Consider the following 25,378-nt stretch of genomic DNA (forward strand, 5'->3'; position numbering starts at 1 on the left):
TTATTTTATGATAATTAGCATGACTGTAACAGATCATGCACAGATATTTTAAATTGTGCAAAAGTAAGCTAAAATATCTACCTATTTTCGTAGCGAATCATCACCATGCCATCTAACTATCTGCCGCACAAATCGGTCTCGTTAAAAGAGCGCATTCATATCATCATCGAAGGCACGGACACGCCTGCCGGCAAGCTGTTCGATGTGCTGATCATGGTGGCGATCATCACCAGTGTCTTGGTGGTGATGCTTGATAGTGTGCTGGATTTACGCTTAGCATATGGTCGCTATTTCTCAGCGGCAGAATGGATTTTTACCATTTTATTCACCATCGAGTACATTTTGCGTTTGTATTCTGCGCCCAATCGTCGCGCTTATGCCTTCAGCTTTTTTGGTGTGGTGGATTTACTTGCGCTGTTGCCGACCTATTTGAGCTTGTTTTTTGTGGGAATGCATTATCTGCTCGTGGTGCGGATTTTGCGGATTTTGCGGATTTTTCGCGTCTTTAAGCTCAAATCCTATATGCAGCAGGCGGGTTTTTTGGCGGCGGCGTTTAAGACCAGTCAGCATAAGATTACGGTATTTTTCTTATCTTTGCTGCTACTTGTCACCATCTTTGGCGCGGTGCTGTATGTGGTCGAAGGACCTGAAAATGGCTTTACCAGTATTCCTCGCTCGATCTATTGGGCGGTTGTGACTTTGACAACCGTCGGTTATGGGGATATTTCACCCAAGACGCCGATCGGTCAAGCCATTGCAAGTATGGTAATGATCACAGGTTATGCCATCATCGCCGTGCCGACTGGGGTGTTCACCGCCGAGCTTACGCGTACCATGCGACCACAGCTACAGCCTGTGGCGTGTCCAAACTGCGGTAAATTCGGCCATGCGACCAATGCCAAATACTGTGATCGCTGTGGTCATGATTTGCATTTATAAGCGATTAAATAGCAATGATTGAAATGTCGCTTTACGCTTTTGTGCCAATCTCTCTATTTGTCATTTGATTCAACCACTCAATATTTTGGGTGGTTTTTTGTGTGGATTTTTGGTTTAATAGGGTGAATTTTTTTGGAAAAATTGGCACGATAATGAACATCTCTCGATTGTGGCAGCGCGCACCCATCACTTTGCTGTTAATCCTAAGCTTTGTGGGTATGATGGCGTATCAGTGGCTTGTGGGCGTGCAGATTGATGATCCGAGTACGCGCGATTTGGTGCGCTTTGGGGCGAATTTTTTGCCGTATTCAATGACGCTTGAGCCGTGGCGACTCATCACCAGTGGCTTTGTGCATATTGGCGTGCTGCATTTGCTGTTTAATAGCTTTGCGATGTATTATTTTGGGCAGGCAGGCGAGCTTGTGCTGTCACCTGTGCGCTTTTTGGTGATGTTTTTGTTGTCAGTGATTGGCGGTGGACTGCTGAGTAATTACATGACTTGGCAGGATATTTTGGCAGGTGGTATGCCGATTGTTACTGCGGGCGCATCGGGTGGTCTGATGGGCATCGGTGCGTTTTTGTTAATACTTGCGGTGACGCGCGCGCCTGTCGGCATGGTGTTTAATACCAAAAGCCTTGCAATGGTGATGGGATTGAATCTGTTGATGGGCTTTGCCATCGATGGGATTAATAACGCAGGGCATATCGGTGGGATGATCACAGGTGCGATATTGGGCTTGGGGCTTGTGATCGAAAAACGCCAAGCCGTGCGCCTACAAAGCGGCCGCAGCTATGGCTTTAGCTATTATTGGGCGGTGGTGGCGTTGCTTGCGTTTGCATTTACTACAGCCTGGTGGGTACTGCAGGGCGAAGTGCTAGCGGTGGTTTGATGGTGTTTTTATACAGCTTGGATATGATAAAAAGGGCGTTATCAAATACGCTCTTTTTAATGCAGCAAATTCAAATCGAAATCATCCGTGGATGTATGCAATGCGCCCGTACGCGTTCAAATCTCACACTTGCCCACCAAAGTTTACCCAAATATTTCCCATCGTTTGTGATTTGGCAAGCCAATCTTGCCTGTAATAATATCGGTTGGTGTTTTGGTAAATACTCTGTTATGATGGCGGCGTTCATCGTGATTGCATGAAAATTGGCTGATTTGATCTCGTAGTAATAGCACTGTACCAATTTTTACACATAATAATTAATCGCAAGTATCTGGCAAACAATCACGCAGAATGTCTTTATTTTCACCATCACACTGATCAAAAGGGGTTTGGTATGATTACCGAGCATCTGGTCGATATATCGCGGCTACAATTCGCTGCGACCGCCTTATTTCACTTTTTATTTGTACCGCTGACGCTTGGCATGACATGGATGCTGGTGATCATGGAAGCGGTGTATCTCACCACAGGTAAGGAAATTTGGAAAGACATGACCCGATTTTGGGGTAAGCTTTTCGGGATTAACTTTGTGCTTGGGGTGACCACAGGCATCACCATGGAATTTCAATTCGGCACGAACTGGGCATATTATTCGCACTATGTTGGCGATGTGTTCGGTGCACCGCTTGCCATCGAAGGCTTGATGGCGTTTTTCTTAGAATCCACCATGGTGGGGCTGTTTTTCTTCGGCTGGGATCGGATGTCACGATTGCAGCATTTTACCACCACGCTATTGATGGCGCTGGGTACTAGCTTGTCTGCCTTGTGGATTTTGGTCGCGAACGGCTGGATGCAAAACCCTGTCGGCGCTGAGTTCAACTACGACACTATGCGTATGGAGATGACAAGCTTTGCACAGATTTTCCTAAATCCAGATGCGCAGAATAAGTTTGTGCATACTGTCTCGGCAGGCTATGTGACAGGCGCACTGTTTGTACTTGGCGTGTCGGCGTGGTATTTGCTTAAAGGGCGTGATATTGAGTTTGCCAAGCGCAGTTTTCATGTGGCATCGGCTTTTGGTTTTGCGGCGATTTGTTCGGTGATCGTGCTTGGCGACGAGTCAGGTTATTCGATCGGTCACGCGCAGCAAACCAAGATTGCAGCAATCGAAGCGATGTGGGAGACTGAGCCTGCGCCAGCGAGTTTTAATATCATCGCAGGGATTAATGAAGCTGAGCAAAAAAACGATTGGGCGGTGCATATTCCGTATTTGATGGGTATCATCGGCACCCGTTCGTTTGATCAGCAGATTCTTGGTATTCATGATATTAAGAAAATCAATGAAGAAAAAATCAAAAATGGCATCACTGCCGTACATCTGCTTGACACCATGCGCGCCCAAAAAGAGCAGGGCATCATCATTGATCCTGCGATGATTGCCGAGTTTGACGCGCATAAAGCGGATCTAGGCTTTGGTCTATTGCTCAAAAAATACACAAACGATGTCACCAAAGCCACCCCTGAGATGATCGCTCAAGCGGTCGATGACAGTGTGCCTGCGGTTACGCCGATGTTTTGGACATTTCGCGTGATGGTGGCGATGGGCTTTTTAATGCTAATTTTATTCAGCTTGTGCCTATTTTTCACGCTCAAGGGTAATTTTATGCAGAAAAAATGGCTCTTAAAATTCGCCGTATTGATGATTCCTGCACCGTGGATTGCCATCGAAGCAGGTTGGTTCGTCGCTGAATACGGTCGTCAGCCGTGGACGGTGTATGGCGTGTTGCCGACGCATTTGTCAGTATCAAATATCCATGTCAATGATGTGCTGTTGTCTTTGGCGGGTTTTGTGGTGTTTTATGTGATTTTGGCGATTGTTGAGATGTATTTGATGATCAAATATGTCAAGCTTGGGCCGGCATCGCTTGGCACGGGCAAATATTATGGCGAAAAAACATCGCCACACATCATCAATCCATCAGAGCAACAAGGGGTGTAATATGCTTACGCTATTAGATTATGAAACGCTCAAAGTCGTCTGGTGGCTGATTGTCGGCGTGCTGCTCATCGGCTTTGCTATCATGGATGGGCATGATATGGGCGTGCTGACGCTACTGCCTTTTGTGGGTAAAGATGATGACGAACGCCGCGTGATTGTCAATACAGTCGGGCCGCATTGGGAAGGCAATCAGGTGTGGTTCATCACCGCAGGCGGCGCGATTTTTGCGGCATTACCATTGGTCTATGCTACTGCGTTCAGTGGATTTTATTGGGCATTGATTGCCGCTTTATGGGCGTTGTTTTTCCGTCCTGTGGGCTTTAAATACCGCAGCATGATTAAAAATGACACATGGCGCAATACTTGGGATTGGCTGCTGTTGGTCGGTTCATTTGTGCCGACACTGATTTTTGGTGTGGCATTTGGCAATCTTTTGCTTGGTGTGCCGTTTTCGCTAGATAGCCATTTGGTATCGACTTATACAGGTTCGTTCTTTGAGTTGTTATCGCCATTTGCGCTGCTGTGCGGTCTTGTCAGTGTGGCGATGCTTGTCATGCAAGGCGGTGTGTATCTGGCGCATCGCACTGTTGATGAAATTCAAACACGCTCAAAAAACGCCGCCAAATTCGCCGCCATTCTCACGGTGGTGCTGTTCGTCGCGGCAGGCTTTTGGGTGGTGAATCTAGATGGTTATGTCATCACAAGCAATATTGACACCAACGCCACCATCGATCCGATCGCCAAGGCAGTCGCTGTCCAATCAGGTGCGTGGCTCAATAATTTCTACGCGCATTCTGCCTTGTGGCTATTGCCTGCCTTGGGTGTGGTGATGCCGCTTGTGACCATTGCGCTACTGAAAATGGCGCGCACCTTGCTTGCCTTTATCACATCAAGTCTTGCACTGCTTGGCATCATCGGGACGGCAGGCGTGGCGCTGTTTCCATTTTATATGCCGTCATCGATCGATCCAAAATCAAGCCTGACGGTATGGGATGCGACATCAAGCCATTTGACCTTGACGATCATGCTGTTTGTGGTGATTGTGCTGTTGCCTGTGGTGGTGACTTATACCAGCTGGGGTTATGCGATCATGCGTGGTAAAGTGACCAAGGCATACATTAAGCAAAACGAAAAAACTTTGTACTAAGCTTAAAAAAAGGAGTTAAACAATGTGGTATTTTGCTTGGATTTTGGGCTTGGGATTTGCAGTATTGCTTGCGATTTTAAGTGCAGTGTGGGTAGAGTTTGAAGCATCGCGCAATGCATCCTTTGGTGATGAGCAGGATCAGTAATAGTTGATAAATCTTGGTGATTTTTAATCAACCCCACCCGGGCTCTCCCCTTAATTAAGGGGAGGGTGTTTGTTATCTTGCAAACTTCAGCTTAAAAAGATACGACACCTCCCCCTTATCAAGGGGGAGGCTGGGAGGGGGTCTAGGGCAGAATGTTAAATGTACACCGCCAAACCTTTCCCAATAATTACAGAAAATTTTCGCAAATTTTACCATCTTTTTTGGTGCATTGACACTGAATAAAACTTGCCTTGATAAACCACCAAAATCACTGCCAAGCCTTATAAATATTGATGATAAAGTCCAAAATTTCCCCCAAATTTTGCCAAAACAATGCTAAAATATCACCATCTTTATCAATCATTTATCCATCGATCATGACCATGCGCCGCACCGTTTTTCACCATGCCGCTATCAGCCTTATCGCAGCGACACTTGCTATCAGTACGCCTAGTATGGCAAGCTTGGGCAGTGCTGGGGCATTTGGTGCATTAAGTGGATTGTTCGGCGCACAAAAAGAAATTTTGCCCGTGCATGAAGCTTTTACTGTCATGCCGACGGTAGATGGTGATCGGCTGACGGTACAGATTAAGGTCACAGATGGCTACTATACCTATCAAGATAAGCTTAAATTAAAACTGCCTGATGGCGTGGTCGCGGACGCGTGGCAATTTGACAAAACGCCAAGCTGGGTCGATGATCCGCAGTTTGGGCGTGTGGCGGTGTTTGACACTGATGTCACTGCGACCACCGTGCTAAAAAGTGCCGCCGCACTTGATCAGACTGAGATCAGCATTGGTTGGCAGGGCTGTGCCAAAGCAGGACTGTGCTATCCGCCTGAGTGGACGAAGACAAGCATCAGTCTGGCTGCCGACCCATCCGTGGTGCTGCCAAGCGCCACAGATGATGGACAAGGCGGCGATCAAAATGGCAATACAGATAATAACCAAAACAGCAGTTCAGCGGATAATCAAACCAGTCAAGCACTTGATACCCAGGCGGCAATTGATACCGCGCAAACAGCGTCAGCCGCGCCACTTGCCATTACGGACGGCTTCACCCTAGATCACAGCTACACGCCTGCCGATACGGGTGCGAGCAGTGGACTTGTGCTGATTGGGCTGCTGTTCCTGGCAGGCTTATTATTGGCTTTCACGCCATGTATCTATCCGATGATCCCGATCGTTGCTAATATCGTCGCTAAGCAAAACAACATCACACAAGGCAACGCCAAGCACAGCACCAAACGCGGCTTTATGCTTGCATCTGCCTATGGTGTGGGCGTGGCGACAGCTTACGGCGTGCTAGGTCTTATCATTGCATGGTTTGGTCAAGCTTTGGGCATCACCGCATGGTTCCAAAAAACTTGGGTGCTCGCCATCGTCGCAGGGCTGTTTGTGCTCTATGCGATGATGATGTTTGGCTGGGTGCAGATTCGTTTGCCATCAGCATTGGTCAATCTGTTACAACAAAACGCCACACGAGCGGATGATAAGCTTGGGAGCATCACAGGCAGCTATCTGGCAGGGATGCTCTCAGCACTCGTGGTGTCGCCTTGTGTGTCTGCACCGATGGCAGGGGCTTTGACAGCTGTGGCAGGTAGCGGTAGTGCGGTGTTTGGCTTTTTGGCGATGTTTGCTCTGGGACTGGGTTTGTCAGTGCCATTGATGGTGGTCGGTGCGATGCAGGGCAAATATATGCCCAAAGCAGGTGCATGGATGGATCGAGTGAAGCAGTTCGGTGGCTTGATGCTACTTGGTGTGGCACTACTTATGATTGAGCGAATCTTGCTAACTTCGTTGATGCTGGTGCTGTGGGCGGTGTGGTTTTTGGTATTGTGCCTTTGGTTTTGGCGATTATCAAAAATGGGCTTTCGTGTGCTATCGGTGCTGTCTGCGATTTGGGCAGGCTGTCTGATGGCAGGGGCATCAATGGGAGCGACCGACGCTTGGCGTCCACTCAGTCTTGGCCAAAATACCGCCACAGGCTACACCCAAACATATCCTGATATGCATATCACCACTTTATACGAGCTGGATCAGATTCTCGCCACTCGCCAAAAGGTGCTTGTCGATCTCACTGCCGATTGGTGTATTGAGTGCCGTATCATGGAGCGAGAGCTGTTTACCCATCGTCCTGCTTTACTGTCTGATTATCAAGTTGTCAAGCTTGACATCACTGAGACGACCGATGAGAGTCGTGCGGTGTTGGCTCGTTATCAGTTATTTGGGCCACCAGCTTTGTTGATTTATCACCAAGGTAAGCTTGAGCAAGTGCTGTTAGGGCAAGTTGAGCGTACGGATTTTGAAGCGGCTTTGGCTAAGTGAATAAAATAAAAATCGCAGAATTTTTTGTTCTGCGATTTTTTGTTATTGCTGATTTGCTTTTAGTAACTGAATAACTTCTTTTAAGGCGGCAATCTCTGCATCTTTTTGGGCGACTAATTCTTTTTGGTGTGTCAGTAGTAGATTTAGTTTTTCGATTTCGATTGCAACATCGGTATTGCAGGTGTAATAGCTTGAGTTGATAATACTTGAATTATCCGCCTTATTTTCATTAGCAATAAACACGACGCCTTTATCGCCTGCGGTGATTAATTCGACAATATCCAAGTTAAAAATCTGAGCAATTTTCTGCAATTTATCAAATTGTAGTTTGGTTACGCCACGCTCAATCTTAGCATATCCACTGACGGACATATTCAATTCTTCCGCCATATCTTCTTGTGAAAGGTGTTTGGATTCTCTAATAAGGCGAATACTGTCATGAATGGACATGGAATCTCACTTTTAAGGTGGCTATAAGTAAAAACACGGATAATATAAGCCGAGTTTGAATATTGTGGGTTTTGATGATTTTAGTATAATTTGGTATTAAATACAAGTTTTCAATAAAACTTACAATATTGAAATTTTCTAGTAATATTTGATTGAGATATAGCGAGCAAAATATGTCAGAAGTAGAAAGCAGCAAGGGTTTTTTGCACCATTTGATATTAAATAAGGGTGCGGGTGTATTGCAAAGCGCGCCAGCGATAGTGGCTTTTGTTTCTGAATTTAATGGATCAAATTCCAGTGTGTTTAATTTCTTATTTGTTGCGGTTGTGCTATCGATCATTTTAAATATTTGTGATGCGGAATATCTAAAATTTCACGGTTATTCAGATAAGAATTTTGTGTGGAAAAGATTTGTTACACCGCTTTATATTCAAAGTCGTGAGCAATTATTAGGTAGGGATAAGCAAGCTAAGTCACTTATCTTTGAGATGGTTTTTGGACTTGTGGTAATTTGTGGAATTATCTTATTCTTTAATTCGACCAGTATTGAGAATAGAAGCTGTGAAGTGGTTAATCAAATATTAGAGCATGATTATAATTCTGAAGCGGAGTGTGACAGGGTTGAACTGGAAGAAATCGTTGAAGATTATTATTTGGGCACAGCATATCTAGATAATGATGAAAGTGTGGATATTGCGGTTGTGGAATATCACAATGGGGATATCCGTGTTGAGTTTGCGGAATAATCCATTTGTAGCAAATTAAGCCTAGAACTCCACCCCTTGAAAATCCCCATCACCATCCCGATGGGGATTATTTTTATCTTTACAATATTTCCCCAAAAATTTAAATAAAATAAATAAAATCAATGATTTATAAAATTATTACACCATAACAAAACGCAGTTCTTGAAAATTATCCACAGGCTATCCATATAATAATCAACCAAACATTGATAAGGATAATAACATGAACTTTGATAAATATACACGCACCTTACAAGACATCATCCGTAAAGCCAATGAGCTTGCCATCAGTCGCAAGCATACCGCCATCAGCCCTGCACATTTATTGTCAGTATTGACACAGAACGAAACTGCGGTATCGATACTGGCAGCGAGCGGGGCAGCTGTGCAGACTTTACAAGAGCAAAGTGAGACTTTGCTGTCGCATTTGGCAGTGGCAACGACACCACCTGCTCAGATAGGATTGGCGCCTGATACCGCCCGAGTGCTACAAGCGACCGAGCAGTTTGCCAATAAAGCTGGTGATGAGTATGTGGCAATCGAATGGCTACTGCTTGCGTTATTTGAAGAAAAAACCACGCACAAAGCATTGGCATCAGCAGGCATTACCGCCGAGACTTTACAAAACATCATTACAAAAATCCGTGGAGATCAAACCGTGAATAATCAAAACAGCGAACAAAACCGACAAGCTCTAGATAAATATACCATCAATCTGACCGACCGTGCCCTGCAAGGCAAGCTTGACCCTGTCATCGGTCGTGATGACGAAATCCGCCGTACGGTGCAGGTGCTATCTCGCCGCACCAAAAATAATCCTGTGCTCATCGGTGAAGCAGGCGTGGGCAAGACCGCCATCGTCGAAGGGCTTGCTCAGCGTATCGTCAATGGTGAAGTGCCTGAGAGCCTGCGCAATAAGACCGTGCTATCACTGGATATGGGTTCGCTGATTGCAGGGGCGAAATATCATGGCGAATTTGAAGAACGCCTAAAAGCCGTGCTGAATGAGCTTGCCAAACAAGACGGCAATGTCATCTTGTTCATCGATGAGCTACATACCATGGTCGGTGCAGGCAAAACCAGTGGTGCGATGGATGCAGGCAATATGCTAAAACCTGCTTTGGCTCGTGGTGAGTTACGCTGTGTGGGTGCGACGACTTTGGATGAATACCGCCAATATATCGAAAAAGACCCAGCGCTTGAGCGTCGATTCCAAAAAGTGCTCGTCGATGAGCCAAGTGTCGAAGATACCATCGCCATTTTGCGTGGACTCAAAGAGCGTTATGAGCTGCATCACGGTGTCAAAATCATGGACTCTGCCATCATCGCAGCTGCCAAGATGAGTCATCGCTATATCACCGATCGTCAGCTGCCGGATAAGGCGATTGATCTGATTGATGAAGCGGCAAGCCGTATCAAGATGGAGCTGGATTCCAAGCCTGAAAGCTTGGATAAGCTGGATCGTCGTATCATCGCACTCAAGATGCAGCTAGAAGCGGTCAAAAATGAAGATGATGCTGGTGCAAAAGCACAGGTGAAATCATTGACCGCCCAAATCGATGATGCTCAAAAAGAATACAGCGAGCTTGAAGAAGTCTGGAAAACTGAAAAAGCAGGTGTTGAAAACAGCAAACAGCTACAAGCCAAGCTGGATAATGCGCGTATCGCACTGGATAAGGCACTGCGTGAAGGTGACTATGCACGAGCATCACAGCTACAATATGGTGAGATTATTGAGCTTGAAAAAGCACTTGAAGCTCAGGGTGATGATGGCGAAGACAATGCACCAAAGCTTTTGCGTAACAAGGTGACTGATAACGAAATCGCAGAAGTGGTATCGGCAGCGACAGGCATTCCAGTCGCCAAGATGCTCCAAGGCGAGCGTAATAAGCTGCTTGCGATGGAAGACATCCTGCATGAGCGTGTCATCAGCCAAAACGAAGCGGTCACCGCCGTGGCAAATGCCGTCCGCCGTAGCCGTTCGGGGCTGTCTGACCCGAATAAACCAAGCGGTTCATTCTTGTTCCTAGGTCCGACAGGTGTGGGTAAGACCGAACTGACCAAGGCACTGGCGAATTTCTTGTTTGATTCTGAAGATGCACTGGTGCGGATTGATATGAGCGAATTTATGGAAAAACACAGTGTCAGCCGTCTGGTTGGCGCACCCCCTGGTTATGTTGGCTATGAAGAAGGTGGCGTGTTGACCGAAGCGGTTCGCCGTAAGCCGTATAGCGTAGTGCTGTTCGATGAAGTCGAAAAGGCGCATCCTGATGTGTTCAATATCCTATTGCAGGTGCTAGACGATGGCCGATTGACCGATAGTCAAGGTCGGGTGGTGAATTTCAAAAACACCGTCATCATTATGACCAGTAACCTTGGCAGTCATGCAATCCAAGAGATGGCAGGCGAAGATTATGACACCATCAAATCGGCGGTGATGGCATCGGTGAATGGTCATTTTAGACCAGAGTTTATCAACCGTATCGATGAGATCGTCGTGTTTCATAGCCTGGGACAAGCACAGATGGCAGGCATTGCTGAGATTCAGCTGGATCGCTTGCGTGCTCGCCTAAAAGAGCGTGAACTGGGGCTTGTGATGAGTGATGATGCGATGACACATTTGGTTGAGATTGGCTATGATCCTGTATTTGGCGCGCGACCACTCAAGCGAGCCATTCAGCAAGAAATCGAAAACCCATTGGCACAGCTGCTACTGTCTGGCGAGTTTGTCGCAGGCGATGTCATCAGCGTTGAGTGGGTGGATGATAAGTTTGCGTTTAACAAATTGCGTTATAGCTAATTCATAACCCAACAAACCAACCAACCGTTTACGATAGTAGGCGGTTGGTTTTGATTTTATATGCTAAAATAGCTCCTTGAAAGAATTGTTTTGGAAAATAATATGCGAACTGATTGGCGTGATTTGCCAAATGTATTGATTGCTCATACTGCTGCAACCATTACAACGCATGAACTATACTTGTTGGCAAAATCGGGTGATACGAGTGCGGCTTTGGCTTTGGTAGATGAATACATCACGGATAATTTCTTGCAAGAATTATTTAATGTACTTCACAGCAGTAAGGATGTATTTGTGTTGCCAGTACACGCTGAAGAATATCTTGGAAGAAATAAGATTCCAATGGCATTTGCTGCGATTATTCAACAAAATCTTGGCTTGCAAATTGATTTAGATATTGTGCAAGCAAGTAAAGCATATAGAACCCAATCAGATGGCGTTGGTCGCTTGCTAAAGCGAGTGATATTTAATGGAAAGGTGGTTGCAAATCGACAATATCTTATTGTGGATGATGTCATTACACAGGGCGGTACTTTGGCAGATTTGCGTGGTTTTATCGAATTAAATGGCGGTAAAGTGGTTGCAGTTTCTACCTTGAATGGCAAACCAAATTCTGCTAAACTACCTATTACAAAGGCAACTTTGGGTCAGCTACGCAAACAAGCTGGTCAAGATTTAGAACATTGGTGGCAAAAAGAATTTCATTATGACTTCTCAAAATTTACCGAGTCCGAAGCCAGATACCTTGCCAAGCAAATACATCGGCACGGTCTTGACACAGTCCGAGATACACTCATTAAGACAAGATCTCAATGATGCTTATGAGTATGCCATCAAGCATATCAAGCCAAGAAAGCTTACATTGTCAAAACCTTAGCAATCTTAGTTTTTGCTTATCAAAATAAGTCGCCAAAAAAATTTGTCGGCTTATTTTTTATCCCGAAGTTTGTCAAAATTTCTCGCTTTTTTGGCAATTTTTGTGAATTTTTGGTATGATGATACTTTTATTTATTTCCCAAAAAACCATTCAAAAGGCAGACCATGACCACGACCAATCCTTTGATCGCCACCCAAAAAAACCTTGCACTGTATGATACGCTGACGGCGACCAAACGCCAGTTTGTACCGATGATTGATGGTAAAATCGGCATCTATGTCTGCGGTATGACAGTTTATGATTATTGCCACATGGGTCATGCGCGGGTGATGGTTGGTTTTGATGTCATCGTGCGTTGGCTTAGAGCGATTGGTTATGAGGTGAATTTTGTCCGCAATATCACGGATATCGATGATAAGATCATCAATCGTGCTAATGAAAATGGCGAGAGCATTGGCGAGCTGACCGCACGATTTATCAAAGCCATGCACGAAGATGAGTCGGCACTTGGTTGTGCATCACCTGACCAAGAACCTAAAGCTACCGACCATATCGATGATATGCAGGCGATTATCAATACATTGATGTCCAAAAACCTTGCCTATCAAGGCAGTGGCGGTGATGTGTATTATGCAGTGGATAAGTTTAGCGGTTATGGTAAGCTTTCTAAGCGTAAACTCGATGAGATGCAAGCAGGGGCATCAGAGCGTGTCGGTGCGACAGATGATAAGCATAATCCGTTTGACTTTGTGCTGTGGAAATCTGCCAAGCCATCTGAACCACATTGGCAATCGCCTTGGGGTGTGGGTCGCCCAGGGTGGCACATTGAGTGCAGTGCGATGAGTACCTGCTGTCTTGGTGAGACCTTTGACATTCATGGCGGTGGTCATGATTTGCAGTTCCCACACCACGAAAACGAAATCGCCCAATCTGAAGGCGCTAGTGGCAAAACCTACGCCAACAACTGGATGCACATGGGCTTTATTAATATCGATGGCGAGAAGATGAGCAAATCATTGGGGAATTTCTTTACCATTCGTGATGTCATTGCCAAATTCCATGCTGAGACGGTGCGATTTTTCTTATTATCCAGTCATTATCGCAGCCCAGTCAATTTCTCAGATGCAGCGCTCAAAGAAAGCCACACGGCACTCACTCGCTTATACCAAGCGCTCAAATCTGCCGAAAGCTATGGCGATGTCCAGATCAGCGATACAGCATGGGCAAGCGAGTCAGGGCAGGCATTTGCAGCAGCGATGAATGATGACTTTAATACCGCCAAGGCAGTGAGTGTGCTGTTTGATGTGGCGGGCAAATTGAACCGTGCCATCAAAGCGGATGATGCCAATGAGGCGATGAATCAAGCGGTTATCCTAAAGACTTTGGCAAGTGTGCTTAATATCATCCAAGCGGCGCCAACCGAATTTTTGCAAGCCAAAATCGGTGCTGATGAAGATGGGCTAAGTGATGCTGATATCGAAGCTAAAATCAGCGAGCGTGCCGAAGCCAAAGCCAATAAAGACTTTGCCAAAGCCGATGCCATCCGTGAAGCGCTAAAAGCACTGGGCATTGAGCTTGAAGACAGCCGAGCAGGCACGACTTGGCGTCGGGTGTGATGATGGCTTGATAAATTATGCTTGTAAATCAGCAATGACAGCAGAATTTAGATGGAATGTAATAGAACAAAAAAGCTTTTGATCAAACAAAAGCTTTTTTGTTTGCCGGTTAATTGGCGGTGGATTGATTCGATTGCATAAACTAAAAGACGACCATCAGGCCGTCTTTTTGGTTTTCGCGACAGTTAAAGCCAAGCAATTATTCCAAGCTTTCTAGGCGGATGCGTACCACAGGCTCGACCACCGCACCCAAGGCTTCGATTTGCTCGATGGCGGTGTTCATTTGTTTTTCGACCACAGGCAGGGTGAGAATGATGATTGGCACCAGGCCTGATTTGTGTGCATCACGCTGTAGGATAGCATCGATATTGATACCATTATCACTTAGGATACGCGTGGTGTCAGCCAGTACGCCGACTTCATCTTTGACTGTCAGGCGTAGATAGTAGCCAGAAGTCATCTCATCGCTTGGTAGGATGCGTGTGTCTGACAGTTGGTCAGATTTGAACGCTAGATGCGGTACAGCAAAGTGATTGTGTGAGCTCATCGCACGAACCAAGTCCATCACATCTGCCATCACTGCCGATGCAGTCGCACCTGCGCCTGCACCATCGCCATAGTATAGCGACTGTCCAAGTGGGTGTGCATCGACCATCACGGCATTTTTGACGCCATTGACATTGGCAAGTAGTGCTTGATTTGGAATCAGTGTCGGATGTACACGCAGCTCGACGCCATTGTCACGACGGATAGCAAAACCTAAGTGCTTGATGGTATAGCCAAGCTCTTTGGCATAGACGACATCTTGTAGGCTGATTTTGGTGATGCCTTCGCAATATACTTTATCAAACTGCACAGGAATACCAAAGGCGATCGATGCCAGTAGTGACAGCTTGTGTGCTGCATCGATACCTTCGACATCAAATGTCGGATCTGCTTCAGCATAGCCGAGCGCTTGTGCTTCTGCTAGGACATCGCCAAATTTGCGGTTCTTAAGCTGCATTTCTGACATGATAAAGTTGCCAGTACCATTAATGATACCAGCTAGCCAGTCGATTTTGTTGGCAGCAAGTGCTTCACGCACGATTTTGATGATTGGGATACCGCCTGCGACCGCAGCTTCATAGCGGACTTGCACGCCATTTTCTTCGGCAAGCTTAAAGATTTCGTTACCATGTTTGGCAAGCAGTGCTTTATTGGCGGTGACGACGTGTTTTTTGTGGCGGATGGCGTGGGTGATGACATCATAAGCCACATCAGTACCACCAATCACTTCGATGACGATATCAACATCATCAGCAGCAGCAATCGCCATCAAATCGGCAGTTTGGTTGATGCTAGGGTCGATATCATCACGCTGACGGCGAGTGCCTGCATGGGTGATTTTGAGCTGATGACCGGTACGGCGTGACAGCTCGTCGGCGTTGTCCTTGAGTAGATTTAGCACACCTGTGCCAACAGTGCCTAAGCCAAGTACGGCAAGATTGATCGTGTTATTCACAAATAGCCCCGTGGGATATATCTTTGAAATAAAGTAAAATCGCTACAAATGTAGCCAAAAATCGAAAAAATAGCGGCTTAACTTAACAAGCCTAATAAACTGCCTAAATTACCACATCTTATGGTTTCGTGCTACTAATTTTTTATGAAATTTGGTGTGAATCGCTTAAGCCTTTTGGAATAAGCGTTTTGATTGCCGAATTTGTAATAGTACAAATAAGGGCTTTGTTTGACATCTCACCAAACAAAGCCTCAGATCTAGCCTAAAGTCAGTGATGAGCTTTGGCCAATTTAAGCGGATAATCAAGCATTGGCTTATTGATTATCAATCGCTAATTTAATGAGCTCATCAGCAGGTACATAGCCGCCGATTTGCATACCTGATGCAGTAAAGATTGCTGGTGTACCACTGACGCCAAGTGTATGCCCCAATGCCATGTGCTGCTCGACAGGATTGTCGCAGTCAGGTGCGTTGATGGCTTTGCCTTGTTTGGCTTGAGCCAGTGCATCTTGGCGGTCGCTGCTACACCAAATGGCCTTGGCAAGTGGGACATCTTTTTGGGCACGTGGCCAAGCCAAGTAACGGACTTCGACACCGCCTGCGGTGATGGCATCGATCTCGCTGTGTAGCTTTTGGCAGTAATTACAGGTCGGATCGGTGAAGACATAGATGTGGGCTTTTTTATCGCCTTGAGCGGTGAAGATGATTTGCTCGGATTCTGGGACTTTGGCAAGTGCGTCTTTGGCAATGGTGGATAATAGGTCGGCACCAATATCCACAGGCTCGCCATCACCCAGTTTGGCAATCTGCCCTTGAATCAGATAGGTGCCTGATTTGTCAGTGAACATCGATGGGGCGTTATCAAAGCTGACCCAGTACATATCAGGCATCTGTGTGGCGATGGCATTGGTGACTTTGATGGTGACACCAGATTTATCCAAATTATCTTGTAGGGCTTTGATGACAGCAGTGTCGGTCTTGTCGCTTGCAGGTGTCGCTGTCGCCGTCGGTGCGCCTGTTTCGCTTTTGGTTTGTGCTTTATCGCCACAGGCGGTAAGCAATAGGGTGCTAATAAGCATACTTGTTAGTAAGAAGCGGGTAGATAATTTCATACGATAACTCATTGATTGGTTTTATGTATTATGGCAAAGTTTTGGGTTGTATGCCAGTTTTTAACGATAATCGATACAAATAAAAGCAGGCTGTGATTTATAAGTTGAAAAAACCTTGCCAACACCCCGTAATTTTTGGTACAATACGGCGTTATTTCATCAACCTAATTATCTGATTTTTGGATAATTTGGCACACTACAAAGGAAATAACCTATGCTACGCATTGCCTACGATGCCTTGACATTTGATGATGTCTTGCTCCTACCTGCCTACTCAGAAGTCCTACCAAAAGAAACCAACCTAAGTACTCGCCTAACCACTGACATCAACCTAAATCTGCCAATCATCTCAGCGGCGATGGATACCGTCACCGAATCTAAGATGGCGATTGCAATGGCTCAGCTTGGCGGTCTGGGTATCATCCACAAAAACATGGACATCGCTCATCAAGCACGCCGTGTCCGCCATGTCAAAAAATTTGAAGCAGGTACTGTTGCTGACCCAATCACTGTCAATCCTGATGCCACTGTGGGCGATTTGCTACGCATCACTCGTGAGCACAAAATCAGCGGTGTACCTGTCGTAGAAGCAGGTAGCAATAAGGTCGTTGGTATCGTTACCCACCGTGATTTACGCTTTGAGACCAACCTGAATCAGCCTGTGTCAAATGTCATGACACCAAAAGATAAGCTGGTGACTGTCAAAGAAGGCGAGTCTCAAGAGCGTATCAAAGAGCTACTTCATAAGCACCGTATCGAAAAAGTCGTGGTGATTGATGATGATTTTCGCCTAAAAGGTCTCATCACCGTCAATGACTTTACCAAAGCTGAAAACAACCCAAATGCCGCCAAAGACAGCCGTGGCCGTCTGCGTGTCGGTGCTGCTGTCGGTACAGGTGCAGATACCGAAGCACGTGTTGAAGCCTTGATTGATGCCAATGTCGATGTCATCATCGTCGATACAGCACATGGCCACTCAAAAGGTGTTATCGACCGTGTGGCATGGATCAAGAAAAACTATCCAAACATCCAAGTCATCGGTGGTAATATCGCAACAGGCGATGCAGCACTTGCCTTGATGGATGCAGGTGCAAACGCTGTCAAAGTCGGTATCGGCCCTGGCTCTATCTGTACCACGCGTATCATCGCAGGTATTGGTGTACCGCAAATCAGTGCGATTGACAATGTCGCCACCGCACTCAAAGACCGCATCCCATTGATCGCTGATGGTGGTATCCGCTTCTCAGGCGATATGGCAAAAGCCATCGCAGCAGGTGCGTCGTGCATCATGGTGGGTAGTCTATTGGCAGGTACCGAAGAAGCGCCAGGTGAAGTTGAGCTATTCCAAGGTCGCTACTACAAGGCATATCGTGGCATGGGCTCGCTAGGTGCGATGAGTGGTCAAAACGGCTCATCAGACCGTTATTTCCAAGATGCCAAAGACGGTGTTGAAAAGCTGGTTCCAGAAGGTATCGAAGGCCGTGTACCATACAAAGGCCCAGTGGCAGGCATCATCAATCAGCTGGCAGGTGGCTTAAAATCATCGATGGGCTACACAGGCTGCCGTACCATCGAAGAGATGCGTGCTAATACCACCTTTGTCAAAGTGACATCAGCAGGTATGAAAGAATCGCACGTCCACGATGTCCAAATCACCAAAGAAGCACCGAACTATCGTCAGAATTAATTCTTGATATAAAGTTTGGCTTTCTATAAGGGGCTGTAGTAGATTAGCACTTATGCTATACTACAAACATGAAGATAACTCGTTGTAAATTAAGTAAAAAAGTTCAAATAAAACTGCTTGAATTTTTTGTTGCACAAGTTACTGCTAGAACAGCAAGTGATTTGCTTGGCATTCAGCACAATTCAGCAGCTTTATTTTACCGCAAAATCAGACTTGTGATAGAATATAATCTCAACCTTGAAGCTCACACTTTGTTTGATGGTGAAGTAGAGCTTGATGAAAGCTACTTCGGTGGCATTCGCAAAGGTAAGCGAGGTCGTGGCGCTGGTGGTAAAACAGCTGTATTTGGTCTTTTGAAGCGTAATGGCAAGGTTTATACTGTTGTGGTAAAAGATACCAAGCAAAGCACCTTAATGCCTATCATCTCAAGCAAAATCAAGCCAGATAGCATCGTTTACACAGATAGTTACAGAAGCTATAATGCTCTTGATGTGAGTGAGTTTAAACACTTTCGCATCAATCATTCCAAAGAGTTTGTCAAAGACCACAACCACATCAACGGCATTGAAAATTTCTGGTCTCAAGCTAAACGAGTACTTAGAAAATACAATGGCATTGACAAGAAAAACTTCCATCTTTTTATCAAAGAATGTGAGTTTAGATTTAACTACAGTACACCATCTAATCAGCTTAAAATATTGAGAAAATGGTGTGGGATTTAGACCTTATCTACTACAGCCCCTTCTATAAAATACCATTTATCTATGATTGATAAATGGTATTTTTAATCTAAATTACAATTATATCTTATTGGAGTGATGGAGTGCTTATGAAATTGGCAATGTTGGGTAAAGTGTCATGCTTGGCTATGGCGATGTTGTTGGTTGCTTGTGGTAATCAAAGCGAGATGAATGCAAGCGAACAAACCACAAAGGTCGATGATGCGACAGATCAGTTAATTGCAAGCTTTACACGCACATCGTCTAGCAATCCAGACTGCAAAGTGCCTGATTTACCTTATGATGAAATTAACTGTGTATATGATGATACTGGGCTTAGTTTTGTCAAAGGGCTTTATAATGCTATCAAATATGATACAAGCCAACAGGTTGTTCAGCATGAGCTTATCAATCCCAAAGGTGAAGTTATCGTAGATATCTTAGGCTATGAAGCTGTGGATATGATCGCTAGTGAAGGTCTGATCGCTGTGATGCAAGATGAAAAAGTGGGATATATCGATTTGTCCGGTAGGACGGTGATTCCTCTGATGTACGACAGCACGCAAGATCCTGAAAATAAATATAGTGAACAATGGGCGTATCCTGCAAATAAGCACGGTATCGTGGTCAAAAAAGATGGTAAATTTGGCGTCATCAGTCGTGATAATCAAGTTCTTATTCCATTTGAATATGATCATCTGACCAACTTTAGCGAAGAAGGTATTTTGTTATATCATTATTATGATGATAATTTAGATGATATTTATAATACTGGATCATGGGGTATGATTGATACCAACGGTAATGGAATGGATTTATCGCACTTTACCGATACTCTTGCTAATTTTACTGGATATGATGGGTTTAACGAAGGGCTGTTGGCGGTCAGTGATAATGTTGGTCAATGGGGATTTGTCGATAAAGCTGGCAAACAAGTAATTCTGCCGCAGTATCAAGAAGTCCGCTCGTTCAGCGAAGGCATGGCAGGCGTGATGAAAGATGGTGTTTGGGGTTTTATTGATAAAAATGGTAATGCTGTGATTGATTTTCAGTACCCAGATGAGACCGTACCACGCTACAGTGTTAATATGATGGGGATGATGATGTTTACCTTTAGAGATGGCAAGGCAGAAGTGAGTACTGCAATCCCTGATGAAGTAGCGTGTATCGATCATCAGGCTAAGTTGGTGCCATGTGAGTGATTCTTAACAAAAAAGCGAGAACATCCATTCTCGCTTTTTATTTTAAGCTTATAAATCAGCTATTGGCAGTTTGCATCACAGATTCCAAACCCTTTGGTTTGACTTCGCTTAGGTGTTTTTTGATGGTGTCAATTGGCAAACCTTGCTTATCTAGGCGTTTTGGAATGATTTGGCTGCCTTTTTGACCTTTCATTTCAAACATCATAAACAAAAATTCATCCGTCTCATCCCAACTGGTTACTGTATCCCAGCCAATCACCGCTGATTGGGTTGGTGCGGTTTTCATCTGCATACCACGCATCTGTGGTGAGTTCATGATGGTTTGCGGTGCAGGGATTGCCATAACCAAACCATGCGACTGCACGCCAAGCTGAATGCCACTCATCTGCTCAGGCATCTCGGTGCTAGCGACTTGTTTTTGGTATTCTCTTTGCATATACCATTTTAGACCCAATGTGCGCGCCAGTAGATACAAGCCTACAAGCACAAGCATCAACCAAAAAATAATGGTTGAATAGCCACTGACAAACACAAGACCAGCAATTGCAGCAGCCACGGCAATCGCCATCACAATCCACTCTTTTGGCTTGATGGACTTGATAGAATAATGGCTTGAGCTTTTGTCAAACAGGGCAAGCTGTGCCGCACGAAACTCCGCTTCGGTCATGTTTAGGGCAACAGGCTTTAGGGTATAAGGGTACAACGCTTTTGACATAATTTTCATTTCCATAAAAAGACTGTGCTTATATTACCATTTTATACAAAAAAATAAACCAAAACTTGGAATTTGCAAAAATTTTTTGGGCAAATTGGCACGAAATGATGAAATTGGCTGAAATTTTGGGGAAAATTTGCTATCATTGGCAAGTATTTATGTGTCATACATAAATTTTTAAACTTAGTAAAAACAGTATAAACTTTACAAAAACATTTTGGGCTGTTAGCTTTGTCAATCACCCAAAATGCTTTGATAGGATTTTTGATATGCTAGACCCAAAATTTTTGCGTGGTAATTTAGACGAACTTAAGGCAAAATTGGCAACTCGTGGCTATGAGCTCGACATCGCTTTTTGGCAGTCAGTGGAAGAGCAGCGAAAATCCATTCAAGTAAAAACCGAAGAGCTACAAGCCCAAAAGAATGCAGGTGCTAAAAAAGTCGGTGAGCTCAAGCGTAACGGAGAAGATGCTACTGAGCTGATGAATCAGATGCAAGCAGTCTCTGAAGCGATGAAAACCGCCGAAAACGAACTGCGTGATCTACAAGCAACCATCACCAATGCAAGCCTACAAATCCCAAATATCCCTGCCGATGGCGTGCCTGTGGGCAACGATGAAAATGACAATGTTGAAGTGCGTCGCTGGGGCGTGCCAAGAGCCTTTGATTTTGAAATCAAAGATCATACCGATGTTGCTGAACAGCTTGGTATGCTGGATTTTGAGATGGCTGCCAAATTGACAGGCGCTCGTTTTAGCGTGCTAAAAGGGGCGGTTGCTCGCCTAAATCGTGCATTGATTCAGTTTATGCTAGATACACACACCACCAAGTATGGCTACACCGAAATGTATGTGCCATACATGGTCAATGCCGACAGCTTGCAGGGTACAGGTCAGCTGCCGAAGTTTGAAGAAGACCTATTCAAACTGCGTGGCGACAAAGAATACTATCTGATTCCAACATCAGAAGTACCACTGACCAACAGCGTGCGTGATACTATCTTAGCTCCAAGTGATTTGCCGATTAAGCTGACTGCACATACGCCATGTTTCCGCTCTGAAGCAGGCTCAGCAGGTCGTGATACTCGTGGTCTGATTCGTCAGCATCAATTCGAAAAAGTCGAAATGGTACAAATCGTCAAAGCCGATACATCCATGCAGGCTTTGGAAGACATGACTGCACAAGCTGAATACATCCTACAAGCGCTTGAGCTGCCATACCGTGTGGTGCAGCTATGTACAGGCGATATGGGCTTTAGTGCGGTCAAGACCTATGACATCGAAGTGTGGCTACCATCTCAAGATACTTATCGTGAAATCTCAAGCTGCTCAAACTGCGGTGATTTTCAGGCACGCCGTATGTCAGCACGCCTAAAAGACGGCAAGCAAACTGAGCTGGTGCATACGCTAAATGGCTCAGGCTTGGCAGTCGGTCGCACGCTGCTTGCCATTCTTGAAAACCATCAAAACGCTGATGGCTCAGTGACTATCCCTGCTGTGCTACAGCCTTATATGGGCGGTGCGACTGTCATATCTTGCTGAAAACAAAGGCTTACTATCTAACTCTGATAAGTAAATGGTATCGCTGAATTAAAAAGATAAATGCAAAGACTGTTTAAGACTGTACTGTTTGTAAGTGGTTTGGTTGTGATTTTTTATGTTGTCATGACACTAACAGAAAAGCAACGATTCTTAAATCATCTATACAGCAGTACACCCGTCCCTTATAAAGATTGTGTAGTGAATTATGTAGATACACATTGGGATGAGGCTTGGGCAGACTTTAAAAGAGAGGGCAGAGTGCCAAGAGGCAGAACGGATATTGTTATCTTTATGGTGCATAAATACACCCCTTTATGCAGTGGTAGTCAGCGGTGATTTTAAAAATTATCAAGCTGACAAATATTTTTTTAAATTACTTGATGTTTGTTTTTAACCTAATTTTTTAACCAAGAGTGAGTTTATGACTTCTTTATCAGTTCAAGCCCAATCATTAAATCAACGACCAAATGCCAATGCCATCCGTATTCTAGCGATGGATGCGGTTCAACAAGCCAACTCAGGCCATCCAGGTGCGCCAATGGGTATGGCGGATATCGCCGAAGTGTTGTGGCGTGAATTTCTAAGCCATAACCCAAACAATGCCAACTGGGCAAACCGTGACCGCTTTGTATTATCTAATGGTCATGGTTCAATGCTGATTTATGCACTATTGCATCTAAGCGGCTATAATCTTAGTCTAGATGACATCAAAAAGTTCCGTCAGCTGCATTCAAAAACTGCAGGTCATCCAGAGCATGGCTATGCTGATGGCATCGAGACTACCACAGGTCCATTGGGTCAGGGTATCGCCAATGCGGTCGGTTTTGCTTTGGCTGAGAAGACTTTGGCAGCGCAGTTTAACAAAGCGGACAATGCCATCATCGACCACTACACCTATGCATTCTTGGGTGATGGCTGTTTGATGGAAGGTGTCAGCCATGAAGCGTGCTCATTGGCAGGGACTTTGGGGCTGGGCAAGCTGATTGCTTATTATGATGACAACGGCATCTCGATTGATGGTGAAGTTGAAGGCTGGTTCAGTGATGACACCACCAAGCGTTTTGAAGCGTATGGCTGGCAGGTGCTTCATGTGGACGGTCATGACCAAGATGCCATTCGTGCAGCCACCATCGAAGCCAAAGCCGAAACTACCAAGCCTAGCCTAATCATCTGTAAGACCATCATTGGTCTAGGCTCACCAAATAAGCAAGGCAAAGAAGACTGCCACGGTGCGCCGCTTGGTGCTGATGAGATTGCATTGGCTCGTGAAGCGATGGGCTGGGCAGATAGTACGCCATTTGCCATCCCTGATGAGATTTATCAAGCATGGGATGCTCGTGAGGCGGGTGATGCGCGTGAAGCAGCGTGGAATGAACAATTTGCCAAGTATCAAGCAGCTTATCCAGCTGAAGCGGCCGAACTTAGCCGTCGTTTGAGTGGTGAGTTGCCTACTGATTTTGAAACTGTGGCGAACGACTACATCAAAGCCTGCAATGACAAAGGTGAAAGCATCGCGACTCGTAAAGCCAGCCAAAATGCCATCGCAGCACTAGCACCAAATCTACCTGAAATCCTAGGCGGCTCAGCTGATCTAGCAGGCTCGAACTTGACACTATGGTCGGGTGCAAAAGGCGTCCAAGATCATGCTGATGGTAACTATGTCCACTATGGCGTGCGTGAATTTGGTATGACTGCGATCGCTAATGGCGTAGCGCTTCATGGCGGATTTATCCCTTATACAGCGACCTTCTTGATGTTTATGGAATATGCACGCAATGCGGTGCGTATGTCAGCACTGATGAAGCAGCGTGTCATCAATGTCTATACGCATGATTCTATCGGTCTGGGTGAAGATGGCCCGACGCATCAGCCAGTTGAGCAAGTTGCCAGCCTACGCAACACGCCAAATCACTTCACATGGCGTCCATGCGATACGGTTGAGACCGCTGTCGCTTGGAAAAAAGCCCTACAAACCGCCAATGCGCCATCATCACTGATTCTATCTCGTCAAAACTTGGCATTCCAAGCACGCAGCGATGAGCAAATCAATAATATCGAAAAAGGCGGCTACATCTTGGCAAGCGAGCAAGGCGCACTACAAGCCATCATCATCGCCACAGGCTCAGAAGTAGAGCTTGCGATGAATGCACACAAACAACTGACCGACGCAGGCGTGGGCGTGCGTGTGGTATCAATGCCATGTGCCGAAATCTTTGTCAAGCAATCAAGCGACTATATCGAATCAGTGCTACCATCATCGGTGCGTGCCCGTGTCGCTGTTGAAGCGGGTATCGTCGATTATTGGTATAAGTTCGTTGGTCTGGATGGCAAAATCATCGGTATGACGACCTTTGGTGAGTCAGCACCTGCCAAGGACTTGTTCGAGCATTTTGGTATCACGACCGAAGCTGTGGTGGATGCGGTCAAATCTTTGGTCTAATCCGCTAAACCAATAAAAATCGGGCGTATCGAGTGATATGCCCGATTTTTTTTTCTTATATTTGTTAAAGCATAGAATGGTCAATCCAGCAAATCTCTAAGCCTTGACGATTTTTGATGCATGGCATGGTGGTTTCAGAATAATCCTTGTTTTTTGCCAACTTTAATGATTTTTTAATGCGTCTTTGGTAAGTGGCTGGTTTTTCATTAAAATCGCCAATGAGCGTTCTGGATGAACCGTTATTATCGGTTACGCCTAGCTCGTAAGTGCCATGTTGCGGAATGCGAATGGTGTATGAACCCCATGTGCCAGCACCACCACTATAACCTGAAAAATCATAAGTGCATTTGCTTTTTGCTATATTTTTGTTGTTTTTAAAAATATAGCAAGTGGTTTGAGTATTGCTACTTTCATCATATGCTGCATAACTGGTCGAAGTCATGGCAATGCCACTGCATAAGGCTGTAGCTAGAGCAAGCTTGGTAACTGATTTCATAAAAAATCCTTTTATGGGTTTGTTATATT

General features: G+C 45.3%; 21 protein-coding genes. 16 read left to right on the forward strand and 5 right to left on the reverse strand.

The features are described 5' to 3' along the window. Positions 1–105: 105 nt before the first annotated feature. From NKU06_RS08240 to dsbD, 7 genes are all read left to right on the forward strand, one after another. Complete coding sequence (locus tag NKU06_RS08240) at positions 106–939, forward strand: ion transporter (protein ID WP_254729950.1); 834 nt, start codon at positions 106–108, stop codon at positions 937–939. Positions 940–1,091: 152 nt separating this feature from the next. After that, the gene (locus NKU06_RS08245; protein WP_254729952.1) at positions 1,092–1,829 is read left to right on the forward strand and encodes a rhomboid family intramembrane serine protease; all 738 of its coding nucleotides are present in this window, start codon (positions 1,092–1,094) and stop codon (positions 1,827–1,829) included. 59 nt (positions 1,830–1,888) lie between these two features. Beyond that, positions 1,889–2,089, forward strand: a complete 201-nt coding sequence (locus NKU06_RS08250) for a hypothetical protein (RefSeq protein ID WP_253223247.1) — start codon at positions 1,889–1,891, stop codon at positions 2,087–2,089. 134 nt (positions 2,090–2,223) lie between these two features. Beyond that, the gene (locus NKU06_RS08255) at positions 2,224–3,828 is read left to right on the forward strand and encodes a cytochrome ubiquinol oxidase subunit I (protein ID WP_254729954.1); all 1,605 of its coding nucleotides are present in this window, start codon (positions 2,224–2,226) and stop codon (positions 3,826–3,828) included. Between the two features lies 1 nt (position 3,829). Further along, positions 3,830–4,975 (forward strand): cytochrome d ubiquinol oxidase subunit II, encoded by a 1,146-nt coding sequence (gene cydB, locus NKU06_RS08260; protein WP_254729956.1) that lies wholly within the window; start codon positions 3,830–3,832, stop codon positions 4,973–4,975. A gap of 22 nt (positions 4,976–4,997) precedes the next feature. Further along, positions 4,998–5,120 (forward strand): cytochrome bd-I oxidase subunit CydX, encoded by a 123-nt coding sequence (gene cydX, locus NKU06_RS08265; RefSeq protein WP_254729958.1) that lies wholly within the window; start codon positions 4,998–5,000, stop codon positions 5,118–5,120. 383 nt (positions 5,121–5,503) lie between these two features. Then, on the forward strand, positions 5,504–7,447 hold the full coding sequence (gene dsbD, locus NKU06_RS08270; protein ID WP_254729960.1) for a protein-disulfide reductase DsbD: 1,944 nt from the start codon (positions 5,504–5,506) through the stop codon (positions 7,445–7,447). Between the two features lie 42 nt (positions 7,448–7,489). Here the strand turns inward: dsbD and NKU06_RS08275 are convergent, their stop codons facing one another. Next, a complete protein-coding gene (locus tag NKU06_RS08275; protein WP_253223252.1) occupies positions 7,490–7,897 on the reverse strand; it encodes a helix-turn-helix domain-containing protein in 408 nt (135 codons plus the stop codon). Positions 7,898–8,070: 173 nt separating this feature from the next. Between NKU06_RS08275 and NKU06_RS08280 the strand changes: the two genes are divergently transcribed. The 4 genes from NKU06_RS08280 (at position 8,071) to cysS (ending at position 13,936) form a co-directional block, all read left to right on the forward strand. Then, entirely contained in the window at positions 8,071–8,643 is a 573-nt protein-coding gene (locus NKU06_RS08280; RefSeq protein WP_253223253.1) for a hypothetical protein, read from the forward strand. Between the two features lie 223 nt (positions 8,644–8,866). After that, a complete protein-coding gene (gene clpB / locus NKU06_RS08285; protein ID WP_254729962.1) occupies positions 8,867–11,443 on the forward strand; it encodes an ATP-dependent chaperone ClpB in 2,577 nt (858 codons plus the stop codon). Positions 11,444–11,545: 102 nt separating this feature from the next. Next, entirely contained in the window at positions 11,546–12,259 is a 714-nt protein-coding gene (locus NKU06_RS08290; RefSeq protein WP_254729964.1) for a phosphoribosyltransferase, read from the forward strand. Positions 12,260–12,484: 225 nt separating this feature from the next. Next, a complete protein-coding gene (cysS, locus tag NKU06_RS08295; RefSeq protein ID WP_254729966.1) occupies positions 12,485–13,936 on the forward strand; it encodes a cysteine--tRNA ligase in 1,452 nt (483 codons plus the stop codon). A 199-nt stretch (positions 13,937–14,135) separates the two neighbouring features. Here cysS and NKU06_RS08300 read toward each other — a convergent pair whose 3' ends face one another. Both NKU06_RS08300 and NKU06_RS08305 read right to left on the reverse strand, forming a co-directional pair. Continuing rightward, positions 14,136–15,437, reverse strand: coding sequence for a homoserine dehydrogenase (locus NKU06_RS08300; RefSeq protein WP_254729968.1), 1,302 nt, complete (start codon positions 15,435–15,437; stop codon positions 14,136–14,138). 314 nt (positions 15,438–15,751) lie between these two features. Further along, a complete protein-coding gene (locus NKU06_RS08305; RefSeq protein WP_254729970.1) occupies positions 15,752–16,549 on the reverse strand; it encodes a DsbC family protein in 798 nt (265 codons plus the stop codon). A gap of 214 nt (positions 16,550–16,763) precedes the next feature. Here NKU06_RS08305 and guaB point away from each other — a divergent pair, with 214 nt between their 5' ends. The 3 genes from guaB (at position 16,764) to NKU06_RS08320 (ending at position 20,157) form a co-directional block, all read left to right on the forward strand. Next, positions 16,764–18,236: an IMP dehydrogenase gene (gene guaB / locus NKU06_RS08310; RefSeq protein ID WP_078318128.1), complete on the forward strand. Its 1,473-nt coding sequence runs from the start codon at positions 16,764–16,766 to the stop codon at positions 18,234–18,236. A gap of 68 nt (positions 18,237–18,304) precedes the next feature. Beyond that, positions 18,305–18,958 carry an IS1595 family transposase gene (locus NKU06_RS08315; RefSeq protein WP_254728721.1) on the forward strand — a complete coding sequence of 218 codons (654 nt, stop codon included), beginning with the start codon at positions 18,305–18,307 and terminating at the stop codon, positions 18,956–18,958. A gap of 107 nt (positions 18,959–19,065) precedes the next feature. Further along, positions 19,066–20,157, forward strand: coding sequence for a WG repeat-containing protein (locus NKU06_RS08320; protein ID WP_254729972.1), 1,092 nt, complete (start codon positions 19,066–19,068; stop codon positions 20,155–20,157). 55 nt (positions 20,158–20,212) lie between these two features. Here NKU06_RS08320 and NKU06_RS08325 read toward each other — a convergent pair whose 3' ends face one another. Then, a complete protein-coding gene (locus NKU06_RS08325) occupies positions 20,213–20,872 on the reverse strand; it encodes a YcxB family protein (protein WP_078253414.1) in 660 nt (219 codons plus the stop codon). Between the two features lie 269 nt (positions 20,873–21,141). Here NKU06_RS08325 and serS point away from each other — a divergent pair, with 269 nt between their 5' ends. Together serS and tkt are read left to right on the forward strand one after the other, a co-directional pair. After that, entirely contained in the window at positions 21,142–22,413 is a 1,272-nt protein-coding gene (serS, locus tag NKU06_RS08330; protein WP_254729974.1) for a serine--tRNA ligase, read from the forward strand. A gap of 421 nt (positions 22,414–22,834) precedes the next feature. Continuing rightward, positions 22,835–24,853, forward strand: a complete 2,019-nt coding sequence (gene tkt, locus NKU06_RS08335) for a transketolase (protein WP_254729976.1) — start codon at positions 22,835–22,837, stop codon at positions 24,851–24,853. A 64-nt stretch (positions 24,854–24,917) separates the two neighbouring features. On the opposite strand, the gene NKU06_RS08340 is transcribed toward tkt, so the two are convergent. Further along, the gene (locus NKU06_RS08340) at positions 24,918–25,349 is read right to left on the reverse strand and encodes a hypothetical protein (RefSeq protein ID WP_254729978.1); all 432 of its coding nucleotides are present in this window, start codon (positions 25,347–25,349) and stop codon (positions 24,918–24,920) included. Positions 25,350–25,378: the final 29 nt, after the last annotated feature.

This window comes from Moraxella sp. FZLJ2109 (assembly GCF_024296965.1).
Taxonomy (GTDB): Bacteria; Pseudomonadota; Gammaproteobacteria; order Pseudomonadales; family Moraxellaceae; genus Moraxella.

Excerpts from the sequence above, each read along its gene's own strand:
- cysS (WP_254729966.1), top strand. The coding sequence starts at position 12,485 with ATGACCACGACCAATCCTTTGATCGCCACCCAAAAAAACCTTGCACTG.
- NKU06_RS08325 (WP_078253414.1), bottom strand. The coding sequence starts at position 20,872 with ATGTCAAAAGCGTTGTACCCTTATACCCTAAAGCCTGTTGCCCTAAAC.
- clpB (WP_254729962.1), top strand. The coding sequence starts at position 8,867 with ATGAACTTTGATAAATATACACGCACCTTACAAGACATCATCCGTAAA.
- dsbD (WP_254729960.1), top strand. The coding sequence starts at position 5,504 with ATGCGCCGCACCGTTTTTCACCATGCCGCTATCAGCCTTATCGCAGCG.
- cydB (WP_254729956.1), top strand. The coding sequence starts at position 3,830 with ATGCTTACGCTATTAGATTATGAAACGCTCAAAGTCGTCTGGTGGCTG.
- NKU06_RS08275 (WP_253223252.1), bottom strand. The coding sequence starts at position 7,897 with ATGTCCATTCATGACAGTATTCGCCTTATTAGAGAATCCAAACACCTT.
- NKU06_RS08250 (WP_253223247.1), top strand. The coding sequence starts at position 1,889 with ATGCAGCAAATTCAAATCGAAATCATCCGTGGATGTATGCAATGCGCC.
- NKU06_RS08245 (WP_254729952.1), top strand. The coding sequence starts at position 1,092 with ATGAACATCTCTCGATTGTGGCAGCGCGCACCCATCACTTTGCTGTTA.
- NKU06_RS08320 (WP_254729972.1), top strand. The coding sequence starts at position 19,066 with ATGAAATTGGCAATGTTGGGTAAAGTGTCATGCTTGGCTATGGCGATG.
- NKU06_RS08305 (WP_254729970.1), bottom strand. The coding sequence starts at position 16,549 with ATGAAATTATCTACCCGCTTCTTACTAACAAGTATGCTTATTAGCACC.
- serS (WP_254729974.1), top strand. The coding sequence starts at position 21,142 with ATGCTAGACCCAAAATTTTTGCGTGGTAATTTAGACGAACTTAAGGCA.
- NKU06_RS08315 (WP_254728721.1), top strand. The coding sequence starts at position 18,305 with ATGAAGATAACTCGTTGTAAATTAAGTAAAAAAGTTCAAATAAAACTG.
- NKU06_RS08280 (WP_253223253.1), top strand. The coding sequence starts at position 8,071 with ATGTCAGAAGTAGAAAGCAGCAAGGGTTTTTTGCACCATTTGATATTA.
- guaB (WP_078318128.1), top strand. The coding sequence starts at position 16,764 with ATGCTACGCATTGCCTACGATGCCTTGACATTTGATGATGTCTTGCTC.
- tkt (WP_254729976.1), top strand. The coding sequence starts at position 22,835 with ATGACTTCTTTATCAGTTCAAGCCCAATCATTAAATCAACGACCAAAT.
- NKU06_RS08240 (WP_254729950.1), top strand. The coding sequence starts at position 106 with ATGCCATCTAACTATCTGCCGCACAAATCGGTCTCGTTAAAAGAGCGC.
- NKU06_RS08255 (WP_254729954.1), top strand. The coding sequence starts at position 2,224 with ATGATTACCGAGCATCTGGTCGATATATCGCGGCTACAATTCGCTGCG.
- NKU06_RS08290 (WP_254729964.1), top strand. The coding sequence starts at position 11,546 with ATGCGAACTGATTGGCGTGATTTGCCAAATGTATTGATTGCTCATACT.
- NKU06_RS08340 (WP_254729978.1), bottom strand. The coding sequence starts at position 25,349 with ATGAAATCAGTTACCAAGCTTGCTCTAGCTACAGCCTTATGCAGTGGC.
- cydX (WP_254729958.1), top strand. The coding sequence starts at position 4,998 with ATGTGGTATTTTGCTTGGATTTTGGGCTTGGGATTTGCAGTATTGCTT.